Here is a 26602-nt window from a genome sequence, read left to right as displayed (position 1 = left end):
GACATTCCGGCCGGGTGAGGGCGGCTATGTGGATAACCCGCTAGGAAAAGCATAGCTTTACCCGAACAGGTATTCGAACAACCGCACGGCGTGTCAGGAGAAACCGGCTAGTCGGTGCGGGGCTTGATATCCCGGCCCAGGCGGCGCTCGGCGGGAACATCCTGCACGTCGCAGACGGCCAGCCACACCCTGCGGGGCTCTATGCCGGCGGCAAGCGCCTGGTCCGCGGTGCGCCCGCCCACCCCTGCCAGGACAAGGCTGCTGCTGAGGACCCGCGAGTACCCGGCGCCGAATTCGTCGTCCATGAGTCGCCAATAATCGCTGATTCGCACCAGAAAAGTCTCTCACGATCCGGCGCACTAGAATTGTTGCCATGAGCAACTCCCCTGACGTCCCCTCCCCGCAAGGCCGCCATGATGAGGCGACCGTGGACGCCGCGGTCCAAAACGTGGAACACCAGATCAGTCTCTTCTGGCGGCGCGCACGGTCGATCTCCAACCAGCTTTCCCGCGAGGTCCATCCGGACATGGAGCCGGCGGCGTACGGCCTCCTGACGGTGATCCGTCGTGAGGGACCGATCCGCCTCACCGACCTGGCGATGAACATCGGCGTCGGCAAGCCGTCCGTCAGCCGGCAAATCGCTTTCCTGGAGAGCCTGGGTCTTGTGTCCAAGGAGGCAGATCCCCTGGACGGACGGGCGCAGGCAATCCGGCTGACCCCCAAGGGCGAGGAAAAGATGCACCAGGTCCAGGACGCCCGGCGGCAGGTGTTCCGGGAACGCCTCGGCGAGTGGCCCGTGGAGGAACTCGAGGAACTGGCCCGCTGCATGGCCAAGCTTAACTCGACCTACGAACGGGACGGCTTCCCGAAGGATGGCCAGGCGCCCACCCTGGAAAATCAATAGCAGAAACGCACTGAAGCCCCCGGCCGCGGCCGGGGGCTTCAGTGTTTGCTACATTCCGGGAGCCGCCTTCCGGCGGAACCCTACCGGGCGCCGGAAAGGAGGCCCGTGGAAAGTTCGTCGTTAAGTTCAGTGTTGAGGTCGCGCTCAAGGTCGCGGCCATAACGCTGGGAGAATTCCTGGGGAACGGTGTCCGGAACGGCAACGCCTTCTGCAACCGCCACCCTGTCGCTCACCTCGCGAAGCATGCTGGACAACGGAACGTCCAGGGCCGAGCAGATCGAGGACAGCAGTTCGGATGATGCTTCCTTCTGGCCGCGCTCCACTTCACTGAGGTAACCCAGGGAGACACGGGCGCTGTGCGAAACTTCACGGAGCGTACGCCCCTGACGCTGGCGGACATCGCGCAGGACATCACCAATTTCGTGACGAAGTACAACCATCTTGCGCTCCTTCTGTTCGCTCTTGCCCTGATCGGCGAGGCCCACATCCTTCCAGCGGACAACGCCGTTTACGGATACGGGCTGCTTTACCATCTGTATCGCCTTGCTCCCTCATTGGTCAGGTCCGCCCTAAGGCGAACCGTCGTGGTCATTTCATCCTAGGCGCCTCCGCTCTCCGGAAGCGACACAATGTAATAACTAATCGGTACCGGCTTTTGTTCCCATCAACTTTACGCCCAGTAACTTCGGGGTACCGGGCCTACCCGGACAGGGCTTCGAGGAGCCTTTCAAGGGCCGCCCCGCACGCCTGTCCGCGGATCTCGGCCCGGCTTCCCGAAAAGGCGTACTCGAAGGCCGCCGTTCCGGCTGCGGTGGCTATGCCGACGTAGACGGTGCCCACGGGCTTTCCGTCGTGTGCCTCCGGCCCGGCAACGCCTGTGGTGGAGATGCCGATGTCAGCGTTGAGGACGGTCCGGGCTCCTGCCGCCATGGCCGCGGCAACGTCCGGGTCGACGGATCCGACGCGCGCCAGGAGCACGGACGGGACATCCAGGACTTTTTCCTTAACGGAGTTCTGGTAGGCAACCACGCCGCCCTGCAGGATGCCTGAGGCGCCTGGGGTGTCCGCAAGGACTGCGGACACCATGCCGGCGGTCAGTGATTCGGCGGTGGCCACGGTCCGCCCTGCGTCGAGGGCTTTGCGGACCGCTTCAGCCGACAAGTGGTGGAGATTGGTCATGCGGGTTCCTGGCGTTTTTCGTTGCGCGCCTGCAGCTTTCCCTTGGCCCGGATCCGCAGTGCTTCCACCACGTATTCCACGCCGGTCCACACTGTGATCACCACAGCGGCCATCATCACTGCAAACGCCACCCACACGAGCCACGGGGCAAAAGAGCCCAGCGGCAGGAGGTACAGGAAGATCGCTGCGGTCTGGACCACGGTCTTGAGCTTGCCGCCGCGGGAGGCCGGGATAACGCCGTAGCGGATCACAAAGAAGCGCAGGGCCGTGACGCCCCATTCGCGGACGAGGATGAGTACGGTAACCCACCATGGCAGTTCGCTGAGCACCGAGAGCATCACCAGCGCCGAGCCGATGAGGAGCTTGTCCGCAATGGGGTCGGCGATCTTGCCGAAGTCGGTGACGAGGTTCCGGCTCCTGGCGATATCGCCGTCGAGCTTGTCCGTGTAGATGGCGACGGCGAACGCAAGGACCGCCGCCCAGCGCCACACGCCTGCCTCACTGCGCAGCCCGGGGGCGTCCGCGATGAGGAACCAGACAAAAAACGGCACCAGTGCGATGCGGATCATGGTCAGGATGTTGGGAAGGTTCCAGACCCCGGCACGGCCTGGGCCGGCGGCGGTTGCATCGGTGCTAGTCACGTTTCTAGGCTACAGTCCCCGGGCTAACGCCCGGTCAGGGACCAGGCGTCCTCGGAGCCGTCTTCGTCGTCATAGCCGCCGGGCGGGGAATCCGAGCCGTCGTAATATTCGACGTTCTGCTTCCGCTGGTCAAGGTCTGCGGCCACCAGGTCTTCGGCGTAGCCGCCCTGGGCGATGTTGGCGTTGGCGTTGTCGCTCAGCGCGGCGGTCTGCGAATCGGGTGCTGCCGGGGCTTCCTGCCCCTTCATGGCGGCAAGGACGGGTGCGAGGTCGTCCGGTTTCACCAGGACATCCCTGGCCTTGGAGCCTTCGGAGGGGCCAACGACCCCGCGTGATTCCAGCAGGTCCATCAGCCGGCCGGCCTTAGCGAAGCCGACCCGCAGCTTGCGCTGCAGCATCGACGTGGAGCCGAACTGCGTGGTGACCACAAGCTCGGTGGCCTGCAGCAGGACTTCGAGGTCGTCCCCGATGTCGTCGTCGATCTGCTTCTTGGGCGCTTCGGCTGCGACGTCGTCGCGGTAGGTGGCCTGGAGCTGTCCCTTGACGTGCTCAACCACCTTGTGGATTTCCGATTCGGTGACCCATGCGCCCTGGACGCGCATGGCCTTGGAGGCACCCATGGGCAGGAACAGGGCGTCACCCTGGCCGATAAGCTTTTCGGCCCCGGGCTGGTCCAGGACCACGCGCGAGTCGGTCACCGAGGACGTGGCAAACGCCATGCGTGAGGGCACGTTCGCCTTGATGAGGCCGGTCACCACGTCCACGGACGGCCGCTGGGTGGCCAGGACCAGGTGGATGCCGGCGGCGCGGGCGAGCTGGGTGATGCGGACAATCGAGTCTTCAACATCGCGGGGAGCCACCATCATCAGGTCGGCGAGCTCGTCCACGATCACCAGCAGGTACGGGTAGGGCCGGATGACGCGCTTGGAGTCCACCGGCGGCTGGACCTTGCCGGCGCGGACCGCTTTGTTGAAGTCGTCGATGTGCTTGAAGCCGTAGTTGGCGAGGTCGTCATACCGGGCGTCCATCTCGCGGACCACCCACTGAAGCGCCTCGGCCGCCTTCTTCGGGTTGGTGATGATGGGCGTGATGAGGTGCGGGACGCCCTCGTAGGCGGTGAGCTCCACGCGCTTGGGGTCCACCATGACCATGCGCACCTCGTCGGGGGTGGCGCGCATCAGGATGGAGGTGATCATCGAGTTCACGAAGGATGACTTACCGGCACCGGTGGCACCGGCCACCAGCAGGTGGGGCATCTTGGCGAGGTTGGCCACCACGTAGCCGCCCTCCACGTCCTTGCCAACGCCCATCACCATCGGGTGGTCCGTGCGGCGGGCGTTCTGGCTGCGGAGGACGTCGCCCAGGGAGACGGTTTCGCGGTCGGTGTTGGGGATCTCGATGCCGATGGCGGACTTGCCCGGGATGGGGCTGAGGATGCGCACGTCACTGGACGCCACGGCGTAGGAGATGTTCTTGGACAGTGCGGTGACGCGCTCCACCTTGGTGCCCGGGGCCAGCTCGATCTCGTACCGGGTCACGGTGGGGCCGCGGCTGAAGCCGGTGACCGTGGCATCGACGTTGAACTGCTGGAGGGTGTCGGTCAGGGCAGCGACGACGGCGTCGTTCGCTTCCGTGCGCTCCTTCGGGATGGATCCGGGGGTCAGGTAGTCCGAGGCCGGGAGCGTGTAGGTGACGTCGCCGGCGAGGGACAGCTGCTCGGTGCGCTGCGGGATGGGAACCGGCGGTGGTGCGGGTGCCACCGGGTTGGACGGCACGGTGGGCGCGGCGGCCGGCTTTGCCGCTGGCGGGGCCATGCCGGGGGTGATCATAGGGATGGCTTCGGTGGCGTTCTCCCCTGCGGAGGGCGGGGCGCCGGCACCGAGTCCCTGGGCTGCCTTGATCTTTTCGACGGCGATCTCCGCCTGGGTGGGACGGCGGACGCCGGGGGCCGGCCGCGGCGGCTTCGGGTCGTCGTCGTCGATCACGGCGTGCTCGAACGCTTCGTCGCCCACATAGCCTTCCAGTCCGGCGTCGCCGTCCTCCTCATCCTTGCCGAAGAAGCGGCGCTTCTTCTTCCTGGCATTCTTGGGGGGTGCGGCGGCGGGGGTCCGTTCCAGGTAGCTGCGGTCGTGCTTGTCACGGTCCTGTTCATCCAGGAGGTCGATGCCCATGAGGTGGTCGTAGGCAGCGTGCAGCCTGCGCGGGACTGCAGTGAACGGCGTGGCGGTGATGATCAGCAGTGAGACGAACGCCAGCAGGGAGTACAGCACCAACGGAACAGCGGAGTGGATGGCGGCCAGGGGCGATGCGGCAAGGAATCCGAGCATTCCGCCGGCCTGGCGGAGGCCGTCAAAGCCCTGGGCAACCGTGGGCTGCCCGCCCAGGACGTGTGCCAGCCCGCAGCCGGCAAAGGTCATGATCAGGAAGCCGATGCCCACCCTGTTGTTGCCCCGCCCGTCGGACGGCTGGCGGAAGAGCCGGAACGCGCAGACAAACAGCATGAGCGGAAGCAGGAGTGATATCCAGCCGAAGGTTCCGTTGACCACGGCATATACGGCGTCCGGGAACCAGCCGGTAAGGCCCCACCAGGCAAAGGTGGCGATGAAGATTCCGAGGGCGAGGTTGAACAGGGCGGCGCCGTCCCGGCGGTCCTCTGACGGGAGGTCGCTGACGTCATGGCCGATGCGCCGCACCCCTCCGCCTACCAGGTGGCCGAGGCCCAGCCATGCCCCGCCCACCACGCGCAGCAGCCACGGCTGGTGGTGCTCGACGGCGGGAAGCTGGCGGGTGCGTGCAGTGCTCGTGGAGCCGCCGGCACGTCCGGTTTTGGCGGCCGTGGAGCCAGCGCCGCGGCCGGAGGAGCTGCCGGTTTTGCTGCCGGCGCGGCCCCTGCTGGATCCATTGGGCGCGGAAGTAGTACGAGTGGCCATACTAGCCACGGTACCCGAGTTGGGCCGGATTTCCGGGGATTTGGGTGCCGCCGTTCCCCGGTTCGCGGCCCCTTAAACGCCTCCGGCCCGCGGTCCCGTGGGGCACGGGAACGCAGGCCGGCAGCGGCAGCGGATGTCAGGCCTCGAGCACCACGGGAATGATCATGGGCTTGCGGCGCAGCTTGCGGTTGACCCAGGTGCCCACCACCCGGCGGACCACCTGCTGGAGCTGGTGGCTGGTGTGGTCCGCATGGTTGAGCACGGCTTCCTCCAGCGCAGCGTTGATCTTGGGGATGATGTCGTCGAAGACGGAATCATCCTCTGCCACGCCGCGGGCGTGAATTTCCGGCCCGGACACCACCTTGCCGGTGGCGCGGTGGATGACGGTGATGATGGAGATGAAGCCTTCGTCGCCGAGGATCCGGCGGTCCTTGAGGTCGGCGTCGGTGATCTCGCCCACGCTGGAGCCGTCCACGTAGACGAAGCCGACTTCGACCTGTCCCACCACGTCAGCGCGGTGGTCCTTGAGGTCGATGACCGTGCCGTTGTCCGCGAGGATGACGCTTGCTTCCGGAACACCGGACTCGATGGCGATCTTGCCGTTGGCGATCAGGTGGCGGGTTTCACCGTGCACCGGCATGGCGTTCAACGGCTCGAGGATGTTGTAGCAGTACAGCAGCTCCCCGGCCGCGGCGTGGCCGGAGACGTGGACCTTGGCGTTGCCCTTGTGGATCACGTCGGCGCCCAGCTTCAGCAGCCCGTTGATGATCCGGAACACGGCGTTCTCGTTGCCGGGGATAAGGCTTGAGGCCAGGATGACGGTGTCGCCGTCGCCCACCACCACCCGGTGGTCGCCATTCGCCATCCGGGACAGGGCGGCCATGGGCTCGCCCTGGGATCCGGTGGACATCAGCACCACGCGGTTGTCCGGCAGGTTGTCGATGTTCTTGATGTCGACGATAAGGCCCGGGGGGACGTCCAGGTAGCCAAGTTTTTCGGCAATCGCCATATTGCGGACCATGGAGCGGCCAACGAAGGCCACCTTGCGGTTGTGCTTGGCGGCTGCGTCCAGGACCTGCTGCACGCGGTGCACGTGCGAGGAGAAGGACGCGACGATGATGCGCTTGGTGGCCTGGCCGAAAAGCCGTTCCAGCGTGGGGCCGATTTCCTTCTCGGCGGTAGTGAAGCCCGGGATATCGGCGTTGGTGGAGTCGGACATAAAGAGGTCCACGCCTTCTTCGCCGAGCTTGGCGAAGTGGCGGAGGTCCGTGATGCGCCCGTCCAGCGGCAGCTGGTCCATTTTGAAATCGCCGGTATGCAGCACTGTGCCGCCGGCTGTCCGGATGAACACGGCGAGGGCGTCGGGGATGGAGTGGTTGACGGCCACGAACTCACATTCGAAGGGCCCGAACTTCTCCACCTGCCCTTCCTCAACAGTGAGCGTGTAAGGCCGGATGCGGTGCTCCTGCAGTTTCGCCTCAATCAGGGCGAGGGTGAGCTGGGAGCCCACCAGCGGGATGTCGTTGCGGCGCCGCAGCAGGTACGGAACGGCCCCGATGTGGTCTTCGTGGCCGTGGGTGAGGACAACAGCCACGATGTCGTCCAGCCGGTCCTCGATGTAGGAGAAATCGGGCAGGATCAGGTCAACGCCGGGCTGGGTTTCCTCGGGGAAGAGGACGCCGCAGTCCACGATCAGCAGCTTGCCGTCGATCTCGAACACGGCCATGTTCCGGCCGATCTCCCCCAGTCCGCCCAAAGGAACAATCCGGAGCGTTCCCTGCGGCAGGCGGGGAGGGGTGACAAGGCCGGTGAGGGCAGTTTGGGTCATATTGCACTACTTTCCAGGCGGAAGGGTGCTGGTCTTACTCCTCAGGAAAAGACCAGCCCCGCTTCCGCCAAATCCCCGCGGATGGTTTCGATCTCGGCTTCGTCCGGCTCCACGAGGGGCAAACGGACAATCGAGTTGGGCAGGACTCCCTGCCATTTAAGAATCTGCTTGGCCGCAACGGCGCCCTGGACCCGGGTCATGGTGGCACGCACCACGGGCTGGAGTTCAAAGTTGATCTTGCGGGCGGTGCTGAGGTCGTTCGCGTTGACGGCGTCGATGAGCTCGCGGAAGCGGCGCGTGGCCACGTGCGTTGTAACGCCCACAAGGCCGACGGCGCCCAGCGCCATCCATGGAAGGGTCAGTCCGTCGTCACCTGAGTAGAACAGGAGATCCGTCTCGGCCATGACGCGGGTGGCAGCGACGAAGTCGGCCTTGGCATCCTTCACCGCCACGATGTTCGGGTGCTGTGCCAGCCGGATCATGGTGTCGGGCTCGATCGGGATGGAGGATCGTCCGGGAATGTCGTACAGCATCACGGGGACGTCCACGGCGTTGGCGACGGTTTCGAAATGCGCGCGGACACCGGCCTGGCTGGGCTTGTTGTAGTACGGCGTCACCAGCAGGAGGCCGTCGACGCCGAGGGCTGCGGCCTGCCGGGACAGGTGGACTGAGTGGGCGGTGTCGTTGGTGCCTGTGCCGGCGATGATGGCGGCACGGCCGCCCACCGCGTCCTTGACGGCGCGGAACATGCCGAGGTTTTCCTCGTCGGTCAGCGTGGAGGTTTCGCCTGTGGTTCCGGTAACCACCAGGCCGTCGCAGCCGTCGTCCACCAGCCTGCTGGCCAGTGCTGCAGCCTGCTCATAATCCACTGCGCCGTCCTTGGTGAACGGTGTGACCATGGCGGTCAGAAGAGTACCAAGGGCAGGGAGATGCGCGGATGTGTCAGCCATGGAAAAAACGTTACCCTGTCCACGGCTGGTTAGGACAATGCCAGGGGCGTGATGCACGTCAAATACTGGACCGGCCGAACCACCGCCGCGCGCGACCCACCCCTTCCGCCACCACTTTCCGGTCAACGCCCGGCACCGAACCAGCAGCGGGAGCCGCCCCCGGCCAGGACGTGGGTCGCCCGCCAGTCATACATGGGGTGCACCGCCGGTCATGGGAGCCGGCCAAGGAATGGGGTGCCCCGCTGGTCAGGAGGCAGGGTGCCGGGCGGGGCGGGACGGCTCCACCGGCGGGCGGTAAGCCGGCGGGTGGCAATACCGTCCGACGGCGGCCTGGCGCAGGTCCTCGGCCCACGACGACAGCCGCTGGGCGGCCCTGACGTAGTGGAAAAGCTCCACGGGGGTGAGCGCATCGATGTCCGTCTCGGCGAGGCGCCGGGCCAGCTCCGCTCCCTCAGGCTGGGCCGCGAGGCTGATGCCCTCCCGCTCCCACTGGACATCCTCGGGCGGCCGGCCGGCCACCAACTGGCGGAACAGGTAGTCGACGACCCCCGGGCTCATGGCCTTGGCGAGCCCGTCACTGCCGGAGTTATCGGCAGGGCTTCCGCATGATGGAGTGTACATGGCGGCAATCTTATTCGAACATATATTCGAATACAAGGAGGTCCGGCGGGCAACCCCGGCACAGGGAGGTGTGAGACGATCTGGTCATGACGTCCCGTAATGCGGCCAGAACGTCCCGGAAATCCGGCGGGCAGCCCGCCTCGGGGCGCCTCCACGGCATCGACGCGGCCCGTGGCCTCGCGCTGCTCGGGATGATGGCCACCCATCTGCTCCCCACCTTCGAATCAAACGCCGGCCTCACTCCCACATGGATCGGTCTCACGTTTTCGGGCAGGGCAGCAGCGCTGTTCGCTGTCCTGGCCGGGGTGGGCCTGGCCTTGTCCACGGGCAAGCACAAGCCGGTGCAGGGCCCGGACCTCACCGCCGCCCGACGCGGCATTGCCCTGCGCGCCCTGGTGATAGCCGCCGTCGGACTTACCCTGGGCGGGCTGGAAGTCAACCTTGCCATCATCCTGGTCCATTACGCTGTGCTGTTCCTGTGTGTCCTGCCCTTCCTCGGGATGGGCCTGAGGCGGCTCTGCGTGTGGGCCGGCGGCTGGATCCTGGCCTCCCCCGTCCTGGCGTACATGCTGCGCCCATGGCTCCTGGCCGCCGAGCCTCCTCTCAAACTGGGCCACAACCCGTCCTGGGAGGACCTCGCCACTCCGTCACGGCTGCTGGCCGACGTGTTCTTCACCGGCTACTACCCCGTGTTCCAGTGGCTTTCGTACCTGCTGGTGGGGCTCATCGTGGGCCGGCTGGTGCTGGGCAGGGCGATGGTTCCGGTGGTCCTGCTGGTGGCCGGTTCGGTGGCTGCCGTCCTGGCCAAGACCCTGGGGGTCACCGCCATGGAAAGCTGGGGCGGCCGCGCTGCCCTGGAGGAGGTGCTCAATTCCCCCGGATACCCGCTGGACAGCGTGCTGCAGGTCAACCTGACGGGTATCCCACAGGAGGGTTCCTGGTGGTGGCTGGCATCTGCCGCGCCACACTCCGCAACCACCCTGGACCTGCTGCACACATCCGCCGTGGCCGTGGCCGTGATAGGGGCATGCCTCCTGCTGGGCCGGCTGGCCGAATGGGTGGACCTGGACCTGCTGCTGCCGCTGCGCGGCGCGGGCGCGATGACCCTGAGCCTTTACACCGTCCACGTCTGGGTGGTTTCAGGGTTCTACCTGAAGCCGCTGCCCGCCGGCTGGACCGAGGACGGGATGTATTTTGCCCAGGCCGCCACGGCCATGATCGTGGGCATCGTGTTCGTGCTGCTCAAGTGGCGCGGCCCCCTCGAATGGCTGGGTCACGCGGCAAACCAGGTGGGCCGCGGCCAGGTCAAGGCTGTCCTCCCCTAGGCGGGGGCGTTTCCCTGGAAGAGCCTGACGGCGTCGCGCATGGAGGCCCGGGCACGCTTGCGGTCGCCCGCGGCGTCATAGGCGCAGCTCAGCCGGAACCAGGAACGCCAGTCGTCCGGAGCGGCCTCGGCCTCGGCCTTGTACTTCTCGAATTCCGCATCCGCTGCCGAGCGGACGATCCGGCCAGCGGGCGTGCGGGGCAGCTCATCCACCGGCAGGCCGCCCTCGGCCTCCAGGACCTTTGCCATCTGCTCGGTCCGGGCCCCGAACATCAGTTCCCGGATCAGGGCCCACGCACCTATGACCGGCAGCACCAGGTACGCAGCCCCGATTGCCTGGGCCGCCAGGTTGCTGTCCGTCAGGAGGAGGATGGAACGCTGGAAGGACACCACCAGGTAGAAGACCAGCAGCAGCGTTACCGCCCCCACCCAGATCTTGGTGCGGTTCTTCCGGAACCCTGCCAGCAGTCCGCCCATGGCCTAGAACCCCAGGTCCAGGTAGCCGTCCAGGCCCACCGTCAGCCCGGGGTGGGCAGCCACGTTGCGCACGCCAAGAAGCACGCCCGGCATGAAGGAGGCACGGTCAAAGGAGTCGTGGCGCAGGGTCAGCTGCTCACCGGAACCGCCCAGCAGGACTTCCTGGTGTGCCACCAGTCCTCGGAGGCGGACGCTGTGGACCCGGATGCCGTCAACCTCACAGCCACGCGCTCCCGCCAGCTCACTGGTGGTGGCATCCGGGCTGGGCGGCACCTCTGCGGCGTTGCGTTCGGCCGCGATCAGCTGCGCGGTACGGACCGCGGTGCCGGAGGGGGCATCCACCTTGTCCGGGTGGTGGAGCTCAATGATCTCCACGGATTCAAAGTACTTGGATGCTTTGGCGGCAAAGGCCGAGGCGAGCACCGAACCAAGGGCAAAGTTCGGGGCGATCAGGACGCCCGTCTCCGGGTGGCCGGCCAGCAGGCCCTCCAGCCCGGCAAGGCGGTCGGCATCCCAGCCGGTGGTGCCCACCACGGCGTGAATGCCATGCTCGACGGCGAAGCGGACGTTCGCTTCGGTGCTTTCCGGAACGGTCAGGTCCACAACGTACCGGGCGCCGGCAGCAGTGATTTTGTCCAGCGAATCACCCCGCCCCAGGGCCGCAACGAGTTTCATGTCGGGTGCGGCTTCAACGGCTTTTACGGCTTCGGCGCCCATGCGGCCATTGGCGCCCAGGACGGCCACCAGCTTGGGATCGGAGAGTTGTTCGGTCATGCCGTTAACCCTACCGGCGGGGCAGGGAGGCAGGGGAACCGGGGACTGTGCGTTACCTCGCAGGAACAGGGCCGGCTATGGCGGCAGCGGAACCGCAGCAGCAGCGTCAGCTGCCCGCACCCACCCATTCCACGGTGCCGTCAGCGAAGAACTGTTCCTTCCAGATGGGCACCTGCTCCTTGATCCTGTCCACCAGTTCCGCACACACCGCAAAGGCCTGCCCGCGGTGGGCCGCGGACACGGCGCACACCAGCGCGGGATCACCGATTTCCAGCATGCCGATCCGGTGCGCTGCCCAGATCCGCACGGGCTGCGGCAACGGGCCGGTGCCGCCTTCGCCTTCGCCGCTGCCGCGGGCAGCCTGCTGTTCGGCTGCAAGGCGGGCCACGACGTCGGCCATCACCTGGTGGGCCGTGGGGTGCGCACTGTAGCTGAGCCGCTCAACCGCCTTGCCGCCGTCGTGATTGCGCACCACGCCGCTGAAGCTCACCACCGCACCGGCTGTGTCACTTTCCACCGCGGCGATGGCCTGGTCGACGGAGATGGGTTCCGCGCTCAGCACGGCGTTGACTACCTCGAATGCTGCTTCAGTGCCCATGTCCGCCTTCCAGCTGGTCGCAAAGGTGCCCGATCACCGGGGCAAGGACGGTCAGCCCGTCCATGACTCCCTTGGGTGATCCGGGCAGGTTGATGATGAACGTGGTCCCGGCTGCACCGGCATAACCACGGCTGAGCGCCGCCAGCGGGGTTTTCGCGGCTCCGGCACGGCGGACCGCTTCCATGATGCCGGGAATTTCGCGGTCCAGCAGCGGTAGGGTGACGTCGGGGGTCCGGTCGTCCGGGCTGAGGCCCGTGCCGCCGCTGGTGATGACGACGGCGGGGCGCTGGGTCAGGAGGGCACGGATGGCTGCTCCTACCGGCTCGCCGTCGGGAACCACCATGGCGGGAAACACGTCAAACCCGTGTTCCGTGAGCCAGTCGGTGATGACGGGCCCGGTTTCGTCGTCGTAGATCCCGGCCGCAGCACGGGTGGAGGCAATGACGACGCCTGCCTTCCTGCCCTGCACGTCGCCGTGGCTGTGGGGGTCGGGGGCATTCAGGGTGCCGGGGCTGCTCACAGTGTCCAGTCCCCGCTCTTGCCGCCGCTTTTGGCCAGCACCTTGATGTCGGTGAGGACGGCGTGCTTGTCCACCGCCTTGACCATGTCGTAAACGCTGAGCGCCGCCACCGAGGCTGCCGTGAGTGCTTCCATCTCCACGCCGGTAACGCCGCGCGTCTTGACGGTAGCCAGGATGGAGACGGCCTCCGGTGCCAGCTCGAAGTCCACGGTGACCTTGGACAGGGGAAGCGGATGGCACAGCGGAATCAGTTCGGGGGTCTTTTTGGCGGCCATGATCCCGGCCACCCGTGCCACGGCCAGGGCGTCCCCCTTGGGCAGGCCGCCCGAGCCGAGCAGGCCCATGACCTCTGCGGTGGTGCGGACCGTAGCGGTGGCTGTGGCCTCACGGGTGGTTTCGGCTTTGGCGGAGACGTCCACCATCTGGGCGCTGCCGTCCTGGCGCAGGTGCGTCAGCGCGGCCGGGGTCTGTTCTGCATTCACAGCATCCATACTTCCACCTCCGCCCCTGCCGCGAGCACGGCCACTCCTTCCGGAACATGGACGAGCACGTTGGAGCCTGCCAGCGCGTGCATGAGGTGTGAGCTTTCGCCGCCCTGCAGTTCGACGGTTCCGTCCGCTTTGAGGGTGCCGCGGCGGACCTGGTGCTTGTGCCCGGGCGAGGTGAGCGGCTGGCTGAGCCGGGCGCGGACCGGCAGGCGGGGCGCCGGGGCGCCCAGCAGGGCAGCGAGGACGGGGCGGAGGAACATTTCAAAGGACACGAGGCAGCTGACCGGGTTGCCGGGGAACCCGAGGAAGGAACGTCCCTCGAAGGTGCCGATCCCCTGCGGCCCGCCCGGCTGCATGGCCACATGCAGGAACTCGACCGGCTGGTCCGCCATGGCCTGCCGGACCACTTCGTACGCGCCTTGGCTGACCCCGCCGGTGGTCACGATCAAGTCCGTTCCGGCACCTTCTTCCCGCAGCAGCGTCCTGAGCGCGTCCGGGTTGTCCGTGGCGATGCCAGCACGGCGGACGTGCAGTCCTGCCTGTTTCATGGCGGCTTCCAGGAGGGTCCCGTTGGAGTCGAAGATCCTGCCGGGCGGGAGCTCACGGCCGGGCTCCACCACTTCGTCGCCAGTGGTGACCAGCAGGATGGTCACGGCTTGGTACACCGTCACGTCCGGGATGCCCAGCGCGGCCAGGAGTCCCAGCTGGGCCGGGCCAAGGAAGGTGCCCGCCGCCAGGGCCGTGGCTCCGGCCTGCACGTCGCTGCCTGCAGCGCGGACAAACGTGCCTGCCGCTGCCGGCGGCAGCCACACGGTGGCGTGTTCCTTGGCCTGGGCGGCGGCTGGCAGGAAGCGGTCCGGAACGGCCCGCTCGATAGGGACGACGGCGTCAGCCCCCGCCGGCAGCATGGCTCCGGTCATGATCGGGGCAGCCATGCCGGGTTGGAGTGGTGCAGGGCTTGCGCCCGCTGGGACGGGAGGCATGATGCCCAGCTCTGCGCCGCCGTCGGGCACGTCTACGGAACGGATGGCATAGCCGTCCATTTGGGAGTTGGCGAAAGGCGGCAGGCTGAGGGCGGCACGCACGTCCGCCACCAGGCCGCGGCCCAGGGCATCCGCAAGGGGCAACGTTTCCGTCCGGTGCACCGAGTGCAAAGGCTCCAGCAACGCAGTGACGGCGGCTGCATGGTCTGCCACGGACCTCGCCTGGTGCTGTGCGTGATGCCGCTGGTGCTCCGTCCGGCGCTCCGCCTCTGCAGACGTTCCATGCGGTTGCGGGCTGGCCATGGTTCCGCCTTCAGGTCGAGCGTTCAGGGTGTCACGTCCACTCTAATCGTGTGGAGCCCGGTGGCTCCGTCCGGGACAACCGGCCGGCTCCGCTCGTCCTGGGCGCGTCCCGCGAGGTCCGTGGCACGGACCTGGACTTCGTACTGGCCCTCCGTCAGCTCCACGCCCAGTTTCCACTGGTACCAGGTGTCCACCGAGATGCCTTGGGCCAGGTCTGCCTGGCGCCAGGGTCCGCGGTTCAGCCGCAGCTCTACGGTGCCGATGCCGGTGTGCTGCGCCCAGGCGACACCGCCGAACATGACTGTCCCGGCCTTCACCTGCCTTCCGGGGCGGGGCACGTCGATCCTCGAAGAGGTCTTGATGGGCCCGCGCTCGGACCAGCCCCGCGGCGTCCAGTAGGCAACGTCGTCCGCGAACCGGGTGACTTTCAGCTCCGTGACCCACTTGGTGGCCGAGACGTACCCGTACAGCCCGGGCACCACCAGCCTGACGGGGAAGCCGTGCTCCAGGGGCAGCGGTTCGCCGTTCATGGCGGCGGCGAGCAAGGCGTCCCTGCCGTCGCTGAGTACCTCAAGCGGCGTGCCGGCCGTCCAGCCGTCGGCACTTCTTGACAGCACCATGTCCGCGCCGGTCCTGGGTCCGGCCAGTGCCAGCAGTTCGCGGACGGGCCAGCCGAGCCAGCGGGCGTTGCCGATGAGGTCTCCGCCCACGGTGTTGGACACGCAGGCGATGGTGATGTGGCGCTCGGTCAGGGGTTTGGCCAGGAGGTCGGCGAAGGTCAGTTCCACCTCGCGGTCCACCAGCCCTGTGACTTTGAGGACCCACGTGGCAGGGTCCACGGCGGGAACCGTCAGGGCGGTGTCGATGCGGTAGAAGTCCTTGTTGGGGGTGACCAGCGGCTGCATGCCGTCCACTCCGGCCTCGGCGTCGCCGGGTATGGCCGGTGCCGGTGATGCGGGAACGGGCAAGGTCACGCGGCTCCGGGCCTCGCCGGCGACGGCTGCAGCACCACGCCAGAGTCCCGCCAGCAGGCCTCCTGCCGCCGTAAACACCGCTCCCCCGGCCAGCGCCTGCAGGAAACGGCGGCGCGGCGGGGCACCGGGGGCAGGCTCCAGCGGGTGGGTCTCCCATTCCTGGAGCCTGCGAATGAGGAACCTGAGCAAAAGTACGGCGACGACGGCGGTGAGCACGGCCAGCACTGCGGCGTTGGCACTGGCCTGGGCCCGGGTCAGGACGGCGGCCAGGCCCACCGTGCCGAAGATGCCGGTCAGCGCCGCGCCGGCAAAGCGCTTCCGGTATTCCAGGATTCCTGCCAGGGCCGCCAGTGCAGCCATCACCAGGCCCATGCCCACGAGGAGGGCCGCCTTGTCCGCGGTGCCGAACGCCGCTACCGCCCAGTCCTTGACGCCCGGGGGAACGGCGTCGATCACCGCTCCGCCAACAGCGGTGACGGGTGACAGCGATGGACTGAAGAATCCGGCCAGCAGTTCTCCCAGCACGGCGGCGCTCCCCACTGCGACGACGCCGGCAGCTGCTGCGGCCCGCGGAGGGTGCCGCGGCCCGCCGTCGTGCGTTGCCTGCCCTGATGGCGTTGCCTGCCCTGGCGGCCGTGATTGCCTTGCCTGCGCTGATGGCGTTGCCTGCCCTGGCTCGGAGCTGCTCACCCCTCCAGCATAGGTTCGCGGAATACGCATGGCGCCGGTCCTGCCGGGAATGTGTTGCGTCCTCCGATCCGCACCGTGTGTGATGTGCGCCCCAAGGTGGCGTAGCCTGAATTCATGAGTGTCCAGCTAGGCATGCCGCAGCCACGGGGGGAAGCAGACGCACCCCTGCCGTCAGTTCCGGCCGCACGCCCCGGGGATGCGCCGGCCGGGCTCGCAGACCGGTATGGCCGCAGGGCGACGGACATGAGGCTGTCCCTGACTGACAAATGCAACTTGCGCTGCACCTACTGCATGCCGGCAGAGGGTCTGGAGTGGCTTTCCAAGCAGGCCGTGATGACCGCGGAGGAGATCGTCCGCATCGTGGGCATTGGGGTCGGGCAGCTGGGAGTCCGCGAGCTGCGGCTGACCGGCGGCGAGCCGCTGGTCCGGCACGACCTCGTGGACATCATTTCCGCCCTGCGCAGCAACCACCCGGACCTGCCGATCTCTATGACCACCAATGGCGTTGGCCTGGCGAAGAAGGCGGCCGCCCTGAAGGCCGCCGGACTGACCCGTATCAACGTGTCCCTTGACTCGCTGCACGAGGAAACCTTCACCCAGCTGACCCGCCGGCCGTTCCTGGACCAGGTACTGGCGGGCGTGGATGCCGCGTGGGCCGCGGGGCTTGGGCCGGTCAAGCTCAATGCGGTGCTGATGCGTGGAATCAACGACGCCGAGGCGCCATCGTTGCTGGACTGGGCGCTCGGCCGCGGCTACGAACTTCGCTTCATCGAGCAGATGCCGCTGGATGCCGACCACGGCTGGACACGGCGGAACATGATTACGGCTGCCGAGATCCGCCGGCTGCTCTCCGAGGACTTTGTCCTCAGCGCCGATCCCCGGGCCCGTGATGGTGCGCCTGCGGAACGTTTTGAAGTACGACGCCGGACGGCGGGCTCCGATGCCGGGTCCGGTCCGGTGCTGGGAACCGTGGGAATCATTGCGTCCGTGACGGAACCCTTCTGCTCCGACTGCCGCCGGACCCGGATCACGGCGGAGGGCAAGATCATGAGCTGCCTCTTTTCCCGCGAGGAGTTCGATCTGCTGGGACTGCTGCGCTCGGGTGCCGGCGACGCAGCCCTCGCCCAGCGCTGGCAGGACGCAATGTGGCTTAAGCCGAAGGCCCACGGTATGGACCACGTGGGACTTGATGCTCCGGACTTCGTCCAGCCGGACCGCAGCATGAGCGCCATCGGGGGCTGAATCTCTTGGACGTACGTTACTTCGCTGCCGCACGCGCTGCTGCCGGCCTGGACGAAGAGAGCTTCCACCTCGCGGAGGGCGCCACCGTGGCTGACCTTTTGGAGGCCGTGCTGGCCGTGGAGCGCCCTGAACCTCCGGCCGGCACTCCCCCGCTTCCCCGCATCCTCTCCCGGAGCAGCTTCCTGCTCAACGAAGTGGCGGTGCGTGACCACTCAGTTGTGTTAAAAGCCGGCGACGTCGTGGACGTTTTGCCACCTTTCGCCGGGGGGTAAGGAACGCCTATCCGGCCGGTCCTCCTGTTCTGTCCCTCATTGTCGGACCCCCTTGGCAGGATGGGTTTATGGGCAGGGAAGCGGTGACGAGGGCGTTTGCGGATATCAGGGCCGCCCTTGCCGTGCTCAACGCGGAGGTGGACGGGTGCGGTTCGGAGCCGTTCTCTGCTGCCGATCCGTTAGCCGGGCTGGCAGAGGGGAGCCTGGACATCCTCGCCGCCGCCAGGGAGGCCGAAGCCGGGCTTGCAGGCCTGAAGGCCCGCGCTGCCATGAAGTACGCCGACACCGCCCACGCCCTGGCCCCTCCCGGGACTCCGGTGCAGGCACAGGAAATGGCTGTGGCCGCGGAGATCGGGTGCGTGCTGGCCCTCGGGCCGCGGGCCGCCAGCGCGTTCCTGTCCGTATCCCATGCGCTGACCAGCACCCTGCCCCTGACCCTCGCGGCCCTCCAGGCCGGCACGATCTCGTGGCAGCACGCCCGGGTCATGGCGGACGAGGCAGCCACCCTCGACCCCGCCGGCGCCGCCGCCTTGGAAGCCCACTTCCTGGACCCGGACACACCACGACCAGCCGCCGCAGCCACGATCGGGGAGATGCCCGCGCACCGGTTCAAACACAAAGCCCGCACCTGGCGCGAACGCCACCACGTCGAATCCATCGAAAAGCGCCATGCCAAGGGGGTGGCGGACCGGCGGGTCGAATACCGGCCTGACCAGGACGGGATGGCCTGGCTCTCGGCTTACCTCCCCGCCGACCAGGCCATGGCAGGCTGGAACCGGCTCAACGCCCTCTCCCGCGCCGCACAAGGACCCACCGAACCCCGCACCCTCACCCAACTCAGTGCCGACCACTTCGCCGAAGCCATCCTCACCAGCGGCACCAATGCCAGCAGCGGCGACGGTGCAGGTGCCGGAACGGATACCACCCCGTCTTCGTCAATCCGGGCGCAGGTCCTCGTCACCGTGCCGGTCCTCTCCCTCATGGGAGTAACCGACGAGCCAGCCATGCTCGACGGGTACGGACCCATCCCAGCCTCCATGGCACGGGACCTGATCGCCAACGGGGCGGAGTCGTTCCACCGGGTCCTGGTCGATCCACGGGACGGGGCCCCGCTGGAGATCGGCAGGAGCAGCTACCGGGTCACCAAAGCCATGCGGAACTGGCTCCGGCTTCGCGACGGCCAGTGCCCGTTCCCCGGCTGCAGCAACCCGTCGTTGGATAACGAGGCAGACCACCTCCTCGCCTGGCACCACGGCGGAACCACCGGGATCAGCAACCTCGGACAGCCCTGCCCGAAACACCACAAACTCCGGCACACCAGCAGGTGGAAACCAACACCAGCCACCAAAAACCAACCACCCGGCTGGACCTCACCCACCGGACGCCACTACACAAGCGAACACCAGGACTGGGAACCACCCCACTGGCCGGAGCATCTGACGCTGGGGTACAGCGACCGCGTCGGGCAGGGCGACAGCGGGCTGGCAGGCCATGCCCCCTACCCGGCCAATGCAGATCTGGACGGTGCTCCCGAAACTGCCGGGGATGATCCGCCCCTGGTGGACCTGCCGGAATTCGAGACTCCGGAAGACCCGGGCGTAGCCGAGTGCGACCTCCCGCAGGATGTGTTTGGGGAGTTCTACCTGATGCTGGCCCTGACCGGGCACGTGGTGACAGCCGCACCAACGTAGGACCGGGCGTCCGGCATTCCAGTCCACGGCGCGGGGAGTCACACAGCCGGCACGCCGGGATCACGGCTGTACCGGGAAGTCATGAAGGGTTTGTAGGAGGCCGCTGCCCCGTCAGCTGCGCTTCGGATGCGAAGATCCGCACCGGCAGAGTCATCCCGGCGGAGTTCAGCGACGTCCAGGAGGACTCCGTCTCTGACTCGCAGGGTGTGGCGGATGGAACCCGCTCCGGTGTGGCGCTCCATCTGCAGGTCCCCGCCATGCCAGGTGCACCGCGCAGGAGCGTCCGGGCCGGGGCTCACGTTGTCGACGTAGTACCAAAGGACATCCCGGCGGACGGGATCGACCGTGAAGATGCCGTGGCCCTCGAAGTGGCTTCCATCCGATTCTGTGTGACGGTAGCTCTGCACCACGGCCGAGCCTCCGGCAACCAGGGTGAACGTCATTTCGGCGTCCACGGTCCGTTCCGCGCCCCAGGGGCCGGACTCGAGCCGTGTGGTCCCCCGCCACCGGCCCAGCAGGTTCGCCAGGGCCGGGTGGCCATGATCGGTGCGGGGCCGGTCCATGTTTCGTCCTCCCCTAGCCCGGGCAGTGGCCTGCCCTTCACGGGTTCATCCTAAGCCTGGGCCCCGGAGATCAGAAGCCGAAAGTTTCAGTCTCCTCGAACGGTCCCACCACGGTCACGGTCCGGGGTGCAGCAGCCAGTTCGGCCGCCAGTTCCTGGACCTGTTCGGCGGTGACAGCCTTGATCAGCCGAAGCGTTTCGTCGATGTCCTGGTATTCGCCGGAGACGAGCTCGGCGCGGCCCAGCCGGGACATCCGGGAACCGGTGTCCTCCAGGGCCAGCACGATTCCGCCACCCAGCTGGCCCACGGCCTTGCGGAGCTCGTCGTCGGAGATTCCGTGCTCCGCCAGTTTGTCCAGCTCAACGGCCAGCAACTCCAGCACCTGGCGTACCTTCGACGGTGTGCACCCGGCGTACATGCCGAAATAGCCGGCGTCCGCATAGGAGGATGCGAAGGAATACGTGGAGTACACGAGCCCGCGCTTCTCCCGGATCTCCTGGAACAGCCGTGAGGACATGCCCCCGCCCAGCACGGCATTCAGGACGCTCATGACGTAGCGCCTTTCGTCCGTGGCCACGATGGTGGGGCAGCCCATGATGATGTTGGCCTGTTCCACGGCGCGCTTGACCACGTGCAGGCCCGCCGTTCCCGTGATGAGGGCACGGTCGGTGGACCGGCGTTCCACCGGTGCGGCATCGGACTCCAGCGACCAGCCGGCCGACTCGAGGGCATCCACCACGAGGTTGCAGACGACGTCGTGGTCCAGTCCTCCGGCTGCGGTGATGACCAGCTCATCCGGGCGGTAGTACCGCTGGTAGTGTTCCCAGACCGAGTCGCGGGCCACGGCCCTGATGGCGTCCGGGGTGCCGCCGATGGGGCGGCCCAGGGGGTGGCTGCCAAGCACGGCCGCCACAAAGTGCTCATGGGCGACGTCGGTGGGGTCGTCGCTGTCCATCGCGATTTCCTCCAGGATGACGTCGCGCTCCTGCTCCATCTCAGCGGGGTCCAGGACGGCTCCGGTGATCATGTCCGCGATGACGTCGATAGCCATGGGCAGGTCCGTATCCAGGACCCGCGCGAAGTAGCACGTGCTCTCCTTGGCCGTAGCGGCGTTTGACTCGCCGCCCACCTCGTCGAAGGCCGAAGCGATCTCCAGCGCCGTCCGGCGCCTGGTGCCCTTGAACAGGAGGTGTTCCAGGAAGTGGGTGGAGCCGTGCTGTCCCGGTGCCTCATCCCGTGAACCGACGCCCACCCAGAAACCAATGGTGGCCGACCGCTGCCCGGGCATCGCCTCGGTGAGTACCCGCACTCCCCCGGGCAGCACCGAGCGCCGGACTTCGGAGCCGCCGTCGGAACCGTGGACCAGGGTGTCGCCGGGGTGGTTCTGCTCAAGCGGCAGGGGTACAACAGTCATTGAGGCCTTTCAAAAGGGGCAGCCGGGATCTGGCTGCCATCGTAACAGCGGCGGGGCCGGTGGATCATCCACCGGCCCCGCCGATTCATACTTCAACCTGCAGGCCGTGCCCGCAAGGCGGAATGCTAGACGTCAGCGCCTTCAGCAGGTTCCGTGGCGTGGGCACGCTCGGTCTCGGCCGCGGCGCCTTCTTCCTCGGCAACTACGGGGGCGAGGGAGAGCTTTCCACGGTCGTCGATCTTGGTGATTTCCACCTGGACCTTCTGGCCGACGGAGACGACGTCCTCGACATTGTCCACGCGCTTGCCGTTGGCCAGCTTGCGGAGCTCGGAGATGTGCAGGAGGCCGTCCTTGCCCGGGGTCAGCGAAACGAAGGCACCGAAGGTGGTGGTCTTGACGACCGTACCAAGGTAGCGCTCGCCGATTTCCGGGACCTGCGGGTTGGCGATGGCGTTGATGGCGGAGCGTGCTGCCTCGGCAGACGGACCGTTGGTGGCGCCAATGTAGACCGTGCCGTCGTCCTCGATGGAGATGTCGGCGCCGGTGTCTTCCTGGATCTGGTTGATCATCTTGCCCTTGGGGCCGATGACCTCGCCGATCTTGTCCACGGGGATCTTCACTGCGATGACGCGCGGCGCGAACTCGGAGAGCTCGTCCGGGGTGTCAATGGCGGAGTCGATGACCTCGAGGATGTGCAGGCGGGCTTCGCGGGCCTGCTTCAGGGCTGCTGCCAGCACTGATGCGGGGATGCCGTCGAGCTTGGTGTCGAGCTGGATGGCCGTGACGAACTCGGACGTGCCGGCAACCTTGAAGTCCATGTCGCCGAAGGCATCTTCGGCACCGAGGATGTCGGTCAGGGCCGCGTAGCGGGTCTGGCCGTCAACCTGGTCGGACACCAGGCCCATGGCGATACCGGCGACGGCGGCCTTGAGGGGCACACCGGCGTTCAGCATGGACAGGGTGGAGGCGCAGACGGAACCCATCGACGTCGAACCGTTGGAGCTGAGAGCCTCGGACACCTGGCGGATGGCGTACGGGAACTCCTCGCGGGACGGCAGGACCGGCACGAGCGCGCGCTCGGCCAGGGCGCCGTGGCCGATTTCTCGGCGCTTGGGCGAGCCCACGCGGCCGGTCTCGCCGGTGGAGTACGGCGGGAAGTTGTAGTTGTGCATGTAGCGCTTGGTCTTGACCGGTGACAGCGAGTCGATCTGCTGTTCCATCTTCAGCATGTTAAGCGTGGTGACACCCATGATCTGGGTCTCGCCGCGTTCGAAGATGGCCGAGCCGTGGACGCGCGGCAGGACCTCAACCTCGGCGGTGAGCTGGCGGATGTCCGTCAGGCCACGGCCGTCGATGCGGATCTGGTCCTTGAGGATGCGCTGGCGCACAACGTGCTTGGTGACCGAGCGGAACGCTGCGGACAGCTCCTTCTCGCGGCCTTCGAACTGGCCGGCCAGTGAAGAGGTGACCTCGTCCTTCAGGGCGTCCGAAGCGTTGTCGCGCTCCTGCTTGTCAGCGATCTGGAAGACAGCGGTGAGCTTCTCGGCCGCAGCGGCCTCAACGGCGGCGTAGACGTCGTCCTCGTAGTCGAGGAAGACCGGGAACTCGACGGTCGGCTTGGCTGCACGCGCGGCGAGGTCGGCCTGGGCGTCGCACAGTGCCTTGATGAACGGCTTCGCAGCCTCAAGGCCCTCGGAGACAACCTCTTCGGTGGGGGCGGTGGCGCCCTGTTCCTTGATGAGGTTCCAGGAGTTGTCCGTGGCTTCGGCTTCCACCATCATGATGGCGACGTCGTCACCGGCGATACGGCCGGCAACAACCATGTTGAACACGGAGTTTTCCAGCTGGGAGTGCTTGGGGAAAGCAACCCACTGTGAACCGTTTTCGTCGGCAACCAGGGCAACGCGGACGCCGCCGATGGGCCCGGAGAACGGCAGGCCGGAGAGCTGGGTGGACATGGAGGAGGCGTTGATGGCCACCACGTCGTAGAGCTCGTCGGGGTTGATGGCCAGCACGGTCACCACGATCTGGACCTCGTTGCGCAGGCCCTTGATGAAGGCGGGGCGCAGCGGGCGGTCCATCAGGCGGCAGGCCAGGATGGCTTCGGTGGACGGGCGTCCTTCGCGGCGGAAGAACGAGCCCGGGATGCGGCCGGCAGCGTACATGCGCTCTTCGACGTCGACCGTCAGCGGGAAGAAGTCGAAGCCTTCACGCGGATGCTTGCCCGCGGTGGTGGCGGACAGCAGTGCGGTGTCGTCGTCGATGTACACCATTGCCGCGCCGGCTGCCTGCTTGGCAAGGCGGCCGGTTTCAAAGCGGATGACCCGCTTGCCGAATCGGCCGTTGTCAATGACTGCTTCTGAGAACTGGATTTCGGGACCCTCCAAGAGAGTCACCTCCGTTTCTGTTTTACGGAAGTCCAGCCGCATCAACCCAGCCAGCATCTGTCTACTGGCCCTGCACCCGGTCATCGATCGAGACCCACGGGCCGGGGCTTCCGTCAAGGAAGCCGTTCCCGGGGATCACTACCGAGGACCGCGAATGCGTGATGCGGTTGATCCTCCTGTTTAGTTATTCAGGTGAAGAAGGCGGCCCGTTCCACGGAGGAAAGGGCCGCCCCAAGTGTGACTAGCGGCGCAGGCCGAGGCGCTCGATGAGCGAACGGTAGCGGGCGATGTCAGTCTTCTTGAGGTAGCTCAGCATGCGCTTGCGACGACCAACCATGGCCAGCAGACCGCGCTGGGTGTGGTAGTCGTGCTTGTGCTCCTTCATGTGCTCAGTCAGATCCTTGATCCGCTGGGTCAGGACAGCAACCTGGACCTCGGGTGAACCGGTGTCACCTTCGCCGGTTGCGTATTCCTTGATGATGGACTGCTTTACAGCGGCGTCAAGTGCCACAATATCTCCTTGGGATGTGCCGTGAGGGCCCAGGTCAGTACTTCACTGCCGGGTCTGCTGCCGCGGCTGGCAACCGGAAACCGGTCAGCGCCGTACGCAACAGGAACCAGCCGCCACGGACTGCAGCCGGATCCATCGTTCAGTTTACCGGCCGGTGCCTAATCTTGTCGAAACAGTGCCCGCGCTATGCCTGGAGGCGCTTCCGCATGGCCTCCATGCCCTGCAGGACCTCCCGGAAACTGGTGCTCAGCGGAGAGAGGCCCACGCGAATGCCGTGCGGAGCACGGAAGTCCGGAATGACGTCCCCGTCCCAGAGCGCCTCCACTGTTGCCTTGGTAAACTCCGCGTGGTCCACCGTGATGTGGCTGCCCCGCCGGGCGGGATCCCGCGGCGTTGCCAGCTCCGCCCCGAGGGGAGCCAGCAGGACGTCAAAAACCTCGACGGCGAAGGCTGTCAGCTTCTCCGATTTCTCCCGGATGGCAGCCATGGACGCTTCCTCGATCAGGTCCAGGGTGCCCTGCATGGCGATCATTCCGAAGATGGCGGGCGTTCCGCTGAGGAAGCCCCGGATCCCGGCGGCCGGCTCATATCCTGCAGCCATCTCAAAGGCGTCCTTGCGGCCCATCCACCCCCAGATCGGCTGGTTGAGCGACGGCAGGTGCCGGTGGTTAACATAGGCAAAAGCCGGCGACCCCGGTCCCCCGTTGAGGTATTTGTAGGTGCAGCCGGCGGCGAAGTCCACGCCCGCATCGTCCAGCCCGATCTCCACCGACCCCGCGGAATGGCACAGGTCCCACACCACCAGTGCGCCGGCGTCGTGCACTGCGGCCGTGATGGCGGGAAGGTCCGCCAGGTGGCCGGAACGGTAGGCGATCTGGCTGAGGAGGACGACGGCGGTGCGCGGGCCGGTTGCCTCGCGCACCTGGTCAACGGTGACCCCGGCGGCCGGATCCGCCTGGATCCAGCGGAGGGTGAGTCTCTCCTCCAGCGCTATGCCCTCCACCAGGTAGCGGTCCGTGGGAAAGTTTTCGGTGTCCAGGACCAGCTCGTTGCGGTCTGGGTCGGCCACCGCGGCGAGGGCGGCACGGATCAGCTTGTACAGCACCACGGTGGTGGAGTCCGCAATGATGGTCTGGCCGGGAGCCGCTCCCAGCACTGCCCGGCCCAGCTGGTCACCGATGGCCTGGGGCATCGCGAGCCATCGTTCATCCCAGCTGCGGATGAGGCGGCCGCCCCAGTCGTCGCGGATGAGGGCGGCGACGTCGTCGGCGGTCCGCTTGAGGGGCCGGCCCAGGGAGTTGCCGTCCAGGTAGGACACCGGGGTGTCCGAGCCGATGAAGTGGTGGCGGTAGTGGGCCAGCGGATCATGGCTGTCCAGCTCTTCCGCGCGCTGCTGCAAAGTGATGGCCGCCTTCCCGTGGACCGGCTGGTGGTTGGTGCCCGGGCGGAGCGCCCCCTGGTGCGTGCTCATTGGCCGATTTCCGTCCGGACTGCGAACAGTTCAGGGAAGAACGTCAGTTCCAGCGCCTTCTGCAGGAAGGCCGCGCCGCTCGAGCCGCCGGTGCCCGCCTTCATGCCGATAGTCCGCTGTACCGTCCGGAGGTGCCGGAACCGCCACAGCTGGAAATTGTCCTCAAGGTCCACCAGTTCCTCGCAGGCCTCGTACGCGCCCCAGTTGGCTGCGGCGTTCTCGTAGATGTGCTTGAAGAGTGGCACCAGGGCCGGCGTGTACTCGTGGGCCCTGGTCACGTCCCGCTGGAGGACCGACGCCGGAACGTCGAAGCCCTGCCGGGCGAGGTAGCCCAGGAATTCGTCATAGATGCTGGGGGCTGCCAGCAGTTCCTCCAGCATGGCGTGGGCATCCGGGTCCGACTCGAACACCGGGAGCATCTTGCGGTTCTTGTTGCCCAGCACGAACTCCACGGCCCGGTACTGGCTCGACTGGAAGCCCGAGGAGTTGCCCAGGAAGCCGCGGAACTGGGAGTACTCGGTGGGGGTCAGCGTTGCCAGGACCGACCACTGTTCGGTCAGGGTCTTCTGGATGTGCTTGACCCGGGCAATGCCCTTCAGCGCTGATCCGAGGTCATCGGCCCGCAGCCAGGCCGCCGCGCTGCGCAGTTCATGCAGGACCAGCTTGAGCCACAGCTCCGTGGTCTGGTGCTGGATGATGAAAAGCATCTCATCGTGGTGCTCGGGCTCGCTGACCGGCTGCTGCGCGCTGAGGAGGGTTGGCAGCTGGAGGTAGGAGGAGTAGCTCATCCGCGAACTGAAGTCGCGGACAATGCCCTTGTCCAGCTTCCGGGTGTTCTTTTCGACGGACACGGTGCTGCCTTTCCCT

At 67.0% G+C, this 26602-nt stretch carries 26 protein-coding genes; 5 read left to right on the top strand and 21 right to left on the bottom strand.

Features of this window, described 5'->3' with window-relative positions; genetic code table 11:
* Nucleotides 1–107: 107 nt before the first annotated feature.
* Nucleotides 108–332, bottom strand: coding sequence for a DUF3046 domain-containing protein (locus tag AC4BCK_RS07435; RefSeq protein WP_066274882.1), 225 nt, complete (start codon nucleotides 330–332; stop codon nucleotides 108–110).
* A gap of 41 nt (nucleotides 333–373) precedes the next feature.
* On the opposite strand from AC4BCK_RS07435, the gene AC4BCK_RS07430 reads away from it, so the two are divergent.
* Nucleotides 374–904, top strand: coding sequence for a MarR family winged helix-turn-helix transcriptional regulator (locus AC4BCK_RS07430; protein WP_251424755.1), 531 nt, complete (start codon nucleotides 374–376; stop codon nucleotides 902–904).
* 80 nt (nucleotides 905–984) lie between these two features.
* Here AC4BCK_RS07430 and AC4BCK_RS07425 read toward each other — a convergent pair whose 3' ends face one another.
* From AC4BCK_RS07425 to AC4BCK_RS07395, 7 genes are all read right to left on the bottom strand, one after another.
* A complete protein-coding gene (locus AC4BCK_RS07425) occupies nucleotides 985–1437 on the bottom strand; it encodes a helix-turn-helix domain-containing protein (RefSeq protein WP_041652016.1) in 453 nt (150 codons plus the stop codon).
* 166 nt (nucleotides 1438–1603) lie between these two features.
* Nucleotides 1604–2083: a CinA family protein gene (locus tag AC4BCK_RS07420; RefSeq protein ID WP_310109495.1), complete on the bottom strand. Its 480-nt coding sequence runs from the start codon at nucleotides 2081–2083 to the stop codon at nucleotides 1604–1606.
* On the bottom strand, nucleotides 2080–2724 hold the full coding sequence (pgsA, locus tag AC4BCK_RS07415) for a CDP-diacylglycerol--glycerol-3-phosphate 3-phosphatidyltransferase (RefSeq protein WP_490566794.1): 645 nt from the start codon (nucleotides 2722–2724) through the stop codon (nucleotides 2080–2082). Before pgsA ends, AC4BCK_RS07420 begins: the two co-directional genes overlap by 4 nt.
* Before the next feature lie 23 nt (nucleotides 2725–2747).
* A complete protein-coding gene (locus AC4BCK_RS07410; protein WP_490566793.1) occupies nucleotides 2748–5654 on the bottom strand; it encodes an FtsK/SpoIIIE family DNA translocase in 2907 nt (968 codons plus the stop codon).
* A 136-nt stretch (nucleotides 5655–5790) separates the two neighbouring features.
* Nucleotides 5791–7482: a ribonuclease J gene (locus AC4BCK_RS07405; protein WP_490566792.1), complete on the bottom strand. Its 1692-nt coding sequence runs from the start codon at nucleotides 7480–7482 to the stop codon at nucleotides 5791–5793.
* Between the two features lie 41 nt (nucleotides 7483–7523).
* Nucleotides 7524–8432: a 4-hydroxy-tetrahydrodipicolinate synthase gene (dapA, locus tag AC4BCK_RS07400; RefSeq protein WP_174180382.1), complete on the bottom strand. Its 909-nt coding sequence runs from the start codon at nucleotides 8430–8432 to the stop codon at nucleotides 7524–7526.
* A gap of 246 nt (nucleotides 8433–8678) precedes the next feature.
* Entirely contained in the window at nucleotides 8679–9053 is a 375-nt protein-coding gene (locus AC4BCK_RS07395; protein WP_490566791.1) for a hypothetical protein, read from the bottom strand.
* 86 nt (nucleotides 9054–9139) lie between these two features.
* On the opposite strand from AC4BCK_RS07395, the gene AC4BCK_RS07390 reads away from it, so the two are divergent.
* The gene (locus AC4BCK_RS07390; protein WP_490566790.1) at nucleotides 9140–10378 is read left to right on the top strand and encodes a heparan-alpha-glucosaminide N-acetyltransferase domain-containing protein; all 1239 of its coding nucleotides are present in this window, start codon (nucleotides 9140–9142) and stop codon (nucleotides 10376–10378) included.
* Here AC4BCK_RS07390 and AC4BCK_RS07385 read toward each other — a convergent pair.
* The 7 genes from AC4BCK_RS07385 to AC4BCK_RS07355 all read right to left on the bottom strand — a co-directional run bounded on the left by AC4BCK_RS07385 (nucleotide 10375) and on the right by AC4BCK_RS07355 (nucleotide 16019).
* A complete protein-coding gene (locus AC4BCK_RS07385) occupies nucleotides 10375–10854 on the bottom strand; it encodes a hypothetical protein (protein ID WP_066274857.1) in 480 nt (159 codons plus the stop codon). The two genes, AC4BCK_RS07390 and AC4BCK_RS07385, sit on opposite strands and share 4 nt — an antisense overlap.
* 3 nt (nucleotides 10855–10857) lie before the next feature.
* Complete coding sequence (gene dapB, locus AC4BCK_RS07380) at nucleotides 10858–11628, bottom strand: 4-hydroxy-tetrahydrodipicolinate reductase (RefSeq protein ID WP_490566789.1); 771 nt, start codon at nucleotides 11626–11628, stop codon at nucleotides 10858–10860.
* Nucleotides 11629–11734: 106 nt separating this feature from the next.
* Nucleotides 11735–12226 (bottom strand): molybdenum cofactor biosynthesis protein MoaE, encoded by a 492-nt coding sequence (locus AC4BCK_RS07375; protein WP_174180389.1) that lies wholly within the window; start codon nucleotides 12224–12226, stop codon nucleotides 11735–11737.
* Entirely contained in the window at nucleotides 12216–12746 is a 531-nt protein-coding gene (locus AC4BCK_RS07370) for a MogA/MoaB family molybdenum cofactor biosynthesis protein (protein ID WP_490566788.1), read from the bottom strand. Before AC4BCK_RS07370 ends, AC4BCK_RS07375 begins: the two co-directional genes overlap by 11 nt.
* Nucleotides 12743–13237 carry a cyclic pyranopterin monophosphate synthase MoaC gene (moaC, locus tag AC4BCK_RS07365; protein ID WP_251424765.1) on the bottom strand — a complete coding sequence of 165 codons (495 nt, stop codon included), beginning with the start codon at nucleotides 13235–13237 and terminating at the stop codon, nucleotides 12743–12745. Before moaC ends, AC4BCK_RS07370 begins: the two co-directional genes overlap by 4 nt.
* Nucleotides 13225–14520 (bottom strand): molybdopterin molybdotransferase MoeA, encoded by a 1296-nt coding sequence (locus AC4BCK_RS07360; protein ID WP_490566787.1) that lies wholly within the window; start codon nucleotides 14518–14520, stop codon nucleotides 13225–13227. The genes moaC and AC4BCK_RS07360 overlap by 13 nt, the downstream gene beginning before the upstream one ends.
* 23 nt (nucleotides 14521–14543) lie before the next feature.
* Complete coding sequence (locus tag AC4BCK_RS07355) at nucleotides 14544–16019, bottom strand: molybdopterin-dependent oxidoreductase (RefSeq protein ID WP_400621327.1); 1476 nt, start codon at nucleotides 16017–16019, stop codon at nucleotides 14544–14546.
* 279 nt (nucleotides 16020–16298) lie between these two features.
* Between AC4BCK_RS07355 and moaA the strand changes: the two genes are divergently transcribed.
* From moaA to AC4BCK_RS07340, 3 genes are all read left to right on the top strand, one after another.
* Nucleotides 16299–17426 carry a GTP 3',8-cyclase MoaA gene (gene moaA / locus AC4BCK_RS07350; RefSeq protein WP_174180399.1) on the top strand — a complete coding sequence of 376 codons (1128 nt, stop codon included), beginning with the start codon at nucleotides 16299–16301 and terminating at the stop codon, nucleotides 17424–17426.
* A gap of 5 nt (nucleotides 17427–17431) precedes the next feature.
* Nucleotides 17432–17698: a MoaD/ThiS family protein gene (locus tag AC4BCK_RS07345; protein WP_174180401.1), complete on the top strand. Its 267-nt coding sequence runs from the start codon at nucleotides 17432–17434 to the stop codon at nucleotides 17696–17698.
* Between the two features lie 68 nt (nucleotides 17699–17766).
* Nucleotides 17767–19389, top strand: a complete 1623-nt coding sequence (locus AC4BCK_RS07340) for an HNH endonuclease signature motif containing protein (RefSeq protein WP_490566786.1) — start codon at nucleotides 17767–17769, stop codon at nucleotides 19387–19389.
* Between the two features lie 38 nt (nucleotides 19390–19427).
* Here the strand turns inward: AC4BCK_RS07340 and AC4BCK_RS07335 are convergent, their stop codons facing one another.
* The 6 genes from AC4BCK_RS07335 to kynA all read right to left on the bottom strand — a co-directional run bounded on the left by AC4BCK_RS07335 (nucleotide 19428) and on the right by kynA (nucleotide 26586).
* Nucleotides 19428–19952: a DUF1579 family protein gene (locus AC4BCK_RS07335; RefSeq protein WP_251424773.1), complete on the bottom strand. Its 525-nt coding sequence runs from the start codon at nucleotides 19950–19952 to the stop codon at nucleotides 19428–19430.
* A 70-nt stretch (nucleotides 19953–20022) separates the two neighbouring features.
* Complete coding sequence (locus AC4BCK_RS07330) at nucleotides 20023–21366, bottom strand: M16 family metallopeptidase (protein ID WP_251424775.1); 1344 nt, start codon at nucleotides 21364–21366, stop codon at nucleotides 20023–20025.
* A 125-nt stretch (nucleotides 21367–21491) separates the two neighbouring features.
* A complete protein-coding gene (locus AC4BCK_RS07325) occupies nucleotides 21492–23753 on the bottom strand; it encodes a polyribonucleotide nucleotidyltransferase (protein WP_174178905.1) in 2262 nt (753 codons plus the stop codon).
* A gap of 241 nt (nucleotides 23754–23994) precedes the next feature.
* Complete coding sequence (rpsO, locus tag AC4BCK_RS07320; protein WP_013600532.1) at nucleotides 23995–24264, bottom strand: 30S ribosomal protein S15; 270 nt, start codon at nucleotides 24262–24264, stop codon at nucleotides 23995–23997.
* Nucleotides 24265–24448: 184 nt separating this feature from the next.
* Nucleotides 24449–25735 (bottom strand): kynureninase, encoded by a 1287-nt coding sequence (gene kynU / locus AC4BCK_RS07315; protein ID WP_490566785.1) that lies wholly within the window; start codon nucleotides 25733–25735, stop codon nucleotides 24449–24451.
* The gene (gene kynA, locus AC4BCK_RS07310; RefSeq protein WP_174178774.1) at nucleotides 25732–26586 is read right to left on the bottom strand and encodes a tryptophan 2,3-dioxygenase; all 855 of its coding nucleotides are present in this window, start codon (nucleotides 26584–26586) and stop codon (nucleotides 25732–25734) included. Before kynA ends, kynU begins: the two co-directional genes overlap by 4 nt.
* Between the last annotated feature and the right edge of the window lie 16 nt (nucleotides 26587–26602).

Source organism: Pseudarthrobacter sp. As-47 (assembly GCF_058215595.1).
Note: the sequence above shows the minus strand (reverse complement) of the source record. Positions and strands in the feature narration are given on the sequence as shown.